The organism is Mesorhizobium sp. M4A.F.Ca.ET.022.05.2.1, assembly GCF_003998845.1.
In the GTDB taxonomy this organism is placed as follows: Bacteria; Pseudomonadota; Alphaproteobacteria; order Rhizobiales; family Rhizobiaceae; genus Mesorhizobium.
In genome coordinates, this window is record NZ_RZOJ01000485.1 from 1 (window position 1) to 4,184 (window position 4,184).

Below are 4,184 nucleotides of genomic sequence, written 5' to 3' on the forward strand. Positions count from 1 at the left end.
ACCGACCAGGGTTTCGGATTGCGCGCTGTCGCCGGCGAGGCCAGCGGCTATGCGCATTCGAGCGATCTTTCGGAAGCCTCGCTGCTGCGCGCCGCGGACGCCGTCTCGGCGGTCAAGGGCGGCTATTCCGGGACGCTCGCCGCGGCACCCGCCCGCACCAACCGCCATCTCTATGGCGAGGAAAACCCGATCCCCTCGCCTTCCTTCGAAGCCAAGGCGAAGCTTCTGCAGGAGATCGATGCCTGGCTGCGCGCCGAGGATCCGCGCGTGCGACAGGTGACGGCTTCGCTGGCGGCGTCCTGGCAGCATGTCGAGATCGTGCGCGCCGACGGCCAGATGGTGCGCGACATCCGCCCGCTGGTCAGGATCAACGTCGCGGTCGTGGTCGGCAGCGGCGACCGCCAGGAGAGCGGCTCCTACGGCATGGGCGGCCGCAAGAGTTTTGGCGAATTCCTGGTCGAGGAGAGCTGGAAGCACGCCGCCAAGGAGGCGTTGCGCCAGGCGCTGGTCAATCTAGAGGCCGTGCCGGCGCCGGCCGGCACATTCGACATCGTGCTGTCCAGCGGCTGGCCTGGCGTCATGCTGCACGAGGCCGTCGGCCACGGGCTGGAGGGCGACTTCAACCGCAAGAAGACCTCGGCCTTCGCCGGGCTGATGGGTAGCCAAGTGGCGGCCAAGGGCGTCACCGTGGTCGATGACGGCACGCTCGCCGAACGGCGCGGCTCGCTCACCGTCGACGACGAAGGCACGCCCTCGGCCCGCAACGTGCTGATCGAGGACGGCAAGCTCGTCGGCTACATGCAGGATCGCCAGAACGCGCGGCTGATGGGCATGAAGGCGACCGGCAACGGACGGCGCGAGGGCTATGCGCACCAGCCGATGCCGCGCATGACCAACACCTACATGACTTCAGGCGACATGCAGCCGGAAGAGATCATCGCTTCGGTCAAGAACGGCATCTACGCCGTCTCCTTCGGCGGCGGCCAGGTCGACATCACGTCCGGCAAATTCGTGTTCGGCTGCACCGAGGCCTACATGATCGAGGACGGCAAGGTGACGCAGCCGATCAAGGGCGCGATGTTGATCGGCAACGGGCCCGACGCCATGCATCGCGTCACCATGGTCGGCAACGACATGAAGCTCGACAATGGCATCGGCATGTGCGGCAAGGCCGGACAGGGCGTGCCCGTCGGCGTCGGCCAGCCGCATCTGCGGATGAACCAGATGACGGTGGGCGGCACCAGGGTTTGAGCGATTACCGCCTTCGCTTCGGCTTCTCCAGCAGCGCGACGGCCTCGACATGCGGCGACCACAGGAACTGGTCGATCGGCGTCACGCTCATCAGCGTGTAGCCGCCGTCGATCAGGATGCGCAGATCCCGCGCCAGCGTCACCGGGTTGCAGGACACGGCGGCCACCAACGGCACGTCCGAGCGGGCGATCTGCTTCGACTGATCCTCGGCTCCGGCGCGCGGCGGATCGAAGACCACGCCGTCGAAGGCATTCAGCTCCTTGAAAGTCAGCGGCCGCCGAAACAGGTCGCGGCGCTCGCTGGTCACCCGCTTCAGGCCGCTGGCGAAGCGGAAGGCGCGGTCGAGCGCAGCAAGCGCCGGCGCATCGCCTTCGACGGCATGGACCTCCGACTTGGCGGCCAGGCGCAGCGCGAAGCTGCCGCAGCCGGCGAACAGGTCGGCGAGCCTTTTCGCACGGGAAAGGTGCTCGCCGACGAGGCCGGCCATGGCCTGCTCGGCCGCTTCGGTCGCCTGCAGGAAGGCGCCCGGCGGCACGGCGACAGGCACACCCCCGAACTGCACGACCGGCTTCCTCGGCTCGACGACGATCTCGCCGTCGACGGAAAGCCTGGCCAATCCCTCGGCAAGAACGAAGTTCGACGCGATGCGGCGCTGGTTCTCGCCGAGCTTGCCGGCATCCTGAACCGCGACATCGAGGCCGGAAGCGGTCACGGTGACGGTCATGTGGAAGGGTTTTGGCGTGGCTGCGACCAGCCCGGCCAGCCTTCGCAGGCGATCGAGCGCGGAAACGATCGCCGGCAGCGAGATCGGGCATTCCTCGATCGGGATGATCTCCGAGGAGAGCGCGCGCACGAAGCCAAACAGCATGCCGGCCTCGGTGCGTCTGGCGCTGAAGACGACCCGACGGCGAGTCTCGGGCGCGCAAGCCACCAGTGCATCGACCTTGCAGGCAATGCCCTTCGCCTTCAGCGCCTGCGCGACCCTGTCGCGCTTCCATTGCCGATAGGCTTCGGCCTCGAAGTGCTGAAGCGCGCAGCCGCCGCATTCGGTGAAATGCCGGCAGGCAGGATCGACGCGGAGCGGCGATGCTGCCAGCACCGACATCAGCGTGGCGCGATCCCTCTCGCGAGCCGCCGTGACGGTCTCGCCCGGCAGCGTGAAGGGGACAAAGACCTCACCGCTCTCCGTCTCGGCAATGCCGTCGCCCTGCGAGCCAAGCCTGGCAATGCTGAAGCGCGCGCTCACGTCGCGCCATCCTTGATCGCGCCAAGGAGGAATTCGCGGTTGCCGTCGCCGCCCTCGATCGGCGAGGGATGCAGCCCCAGCACGCGCCAGCCGGGAATGCCGCCAAGCCAATCGCCAACCAGGCTGGCAACGCGCTCGGCATCGGCTGGATCCTTGAGCAGGCCACCCTTGCCGATCGCTTCGCGGCCGGCCTCGAATTGCGGCTTTACAAGCAGCAGCGCTCTGGCGCCGCCTGCGGCCAAGGCGAGCGCCGGTGGTAGCGCCAACCTCAGCGAGATGAAGCTGACATCGCAGACGACGAAATCGGGAGCGAGGCCGCCAAGATCGGCGGCGGACAGATCGCGGGCGTTGAGGCCCTCGATGACCGTGACGCGCGGATCGCCGGCGATGTCGGGATGCATCTGGCCGTGGCCGACGTCTATCGCGGTGACATGGGCTGCGGCGCGCTCGAGCAGCACCTGGGTGAAGCCGCCGGTCGAGGCGCCGATGTCAAGCGCCTCGCTGCCGGTGGAGTCGAGACCGAAGTGGTCGAGACCGGCGATCAGCTTCAACGCCGCGCGCGACACGTAGCCTTGCGCCGGATCATCGATGGCGATGTGGCAATCGGTCAGGACGCCCTGGCCGGGCTTGCGGGCAACAGCGCCGTCGACCGTCACGGTGCCGCGCTCGACGGCGTCGCGGGCGCGCGAGCGGCTGGCGAACAGGCCGCGCTGGACGAGCAATTCGTCGAGCCGCTGGCGAGGACTGGCTGGCAATGCGGAGTTCATCGGCCTTCCTTGGCGAAAGCCGGTCGCGAAGGCAAGGACATTGGCACAGGGGCACTAGAAGATGGTTCGCGAGACCGGCCGCTCGACAGCCGGCGCCAGGCCGTCATTGGCATTGCCAGAGGCCTGCCGGCGTGGCGGATCGACCGGCACCGCCGGCGGAGTGTCGGGCAGGACGACCAGTTGTGGAACCTGCTTGTAGGAAAAGCCGCCGCGGATATCGCCGATCTTGCCGGCGACAATGTCCATCACCGCCTTTTCGAGGGTGCGGTCGTAGCGCGTCTCGGCCCTCGCCGGCGCAGCGGTCAGCGCCAAAAAGGCGATGCCACACACAAACCTGTTCATTGTCGTTGCCCCGTGTCCCTGGGAGGCTTCTAGCAGGCCGCCGTTGAAAAACGGCCAAGAGACAGGGTAATCAAAGCGGCAAACGGCAGCGTAAACAGTTGGTTACAACCGCAAGCCGGCAAAGTGATTCAGAGGCCTCAGACTTTGATTCAGGCGCGCTGGGCCTGTGCAGCCTGGCCCAGGGCGACGAAGACGGTCCGCACGATGCCCGCCGTGTCCAGTCCCGCGTCGGCATACATTTTCTCGGGCTTGGCGTGGTCGGTGAAAGCGTCCGGCAGCACCAGCGGCCGCACCTTGAGACCGCTTTCGAGCAGTCCTTCGTGGGCGAGGAAATGCAGCACCTGGCTGGCAAAACCGCCGACCGAGCCCTCCTCGACCGTCACCAGCACCTCATGCGAACGGGCGAGCCGGCGGATCAGATCCTCATCCAGGGGCTTGGCGAAGCGGGCGTCGGCGACGCTGGTCGAAAGGCCCGCCGCGCCGAGTTCCTCGGCCGCCGTCAGGCAATCCTGCAGGCGGGTGCCGAAGGAGAGGAGCGCCACCTTGGTACCCTCCTTGAGGACGCGGCCCCTGCCGAT

The 4,184-nt window shown here is 67.5% G+C and carries 5 protein-coding genes; 1 reads left to right on the top strand and 4 read right to left on the bottom strand.

Annotated elements, in window-relative coordinates:
- A partial coding sequence (gene tldD / locus EN745_RS31105) for a metalloprotease TldD (RefSeq protein WP_127423011.1) occupies positions 1-1,251 on the top strand: 1,251 nt, incomplete at its 5' end.
- Between the two features lie 4 nt (positions 1,252-1,255).
- On the opposite strand, the gene EN745_RS31110 is transcribed toward tldD, so the two are convergent.
- From EN745_RS31110 to EN745_RS31125, 4 genes are all read right to left on the bottom strand, one after another.
- Entirely contained in the window at positions 1,256-2,497 is a 1,242-nt protein-coding gene (locus EN745_RS31110; protein ID WP_127423012.1) for a class I SAM-dependent RNA methyltransferase, read from the bottom strand.
- Positions 2,494-3,264: a TlyA family RNA methyltransferase gene (locus tag EN745_RS31115; RefSeq protein ID WP_127423013.1), complete on the bottom strand. Its 771-nt coding sequence runs from the start codon at positions 3,262-3,264 to the stop codon at positions 2,494-2,496. Before EN745_RS31115 ends, EN745_RS31110 begins: the two co-directional genes overlap by 4 nt.
- 54 nt (positions 3,265-3,318) lie before the next feature.
- Positions 3,319-3,606, bottom strand: coding sequence for a hypothetical protein (locus EN745_RS31120; protein WP_127423014.1), 288 nt, complete (start codon positions 3,604-3,606; stop codon positions 3,319-3,321).
- Positions 3,607-3,755: 149 nt separating this feature from the next.
- Positions 3,756-4,184, bottom strand: a 429-nt coding sequence (locus EN745_RS31125) for a transketolase C-terminal domain-containing protein (protein WP_281034798.1), incomplete at its 5' end; no start/stop codon positions are given.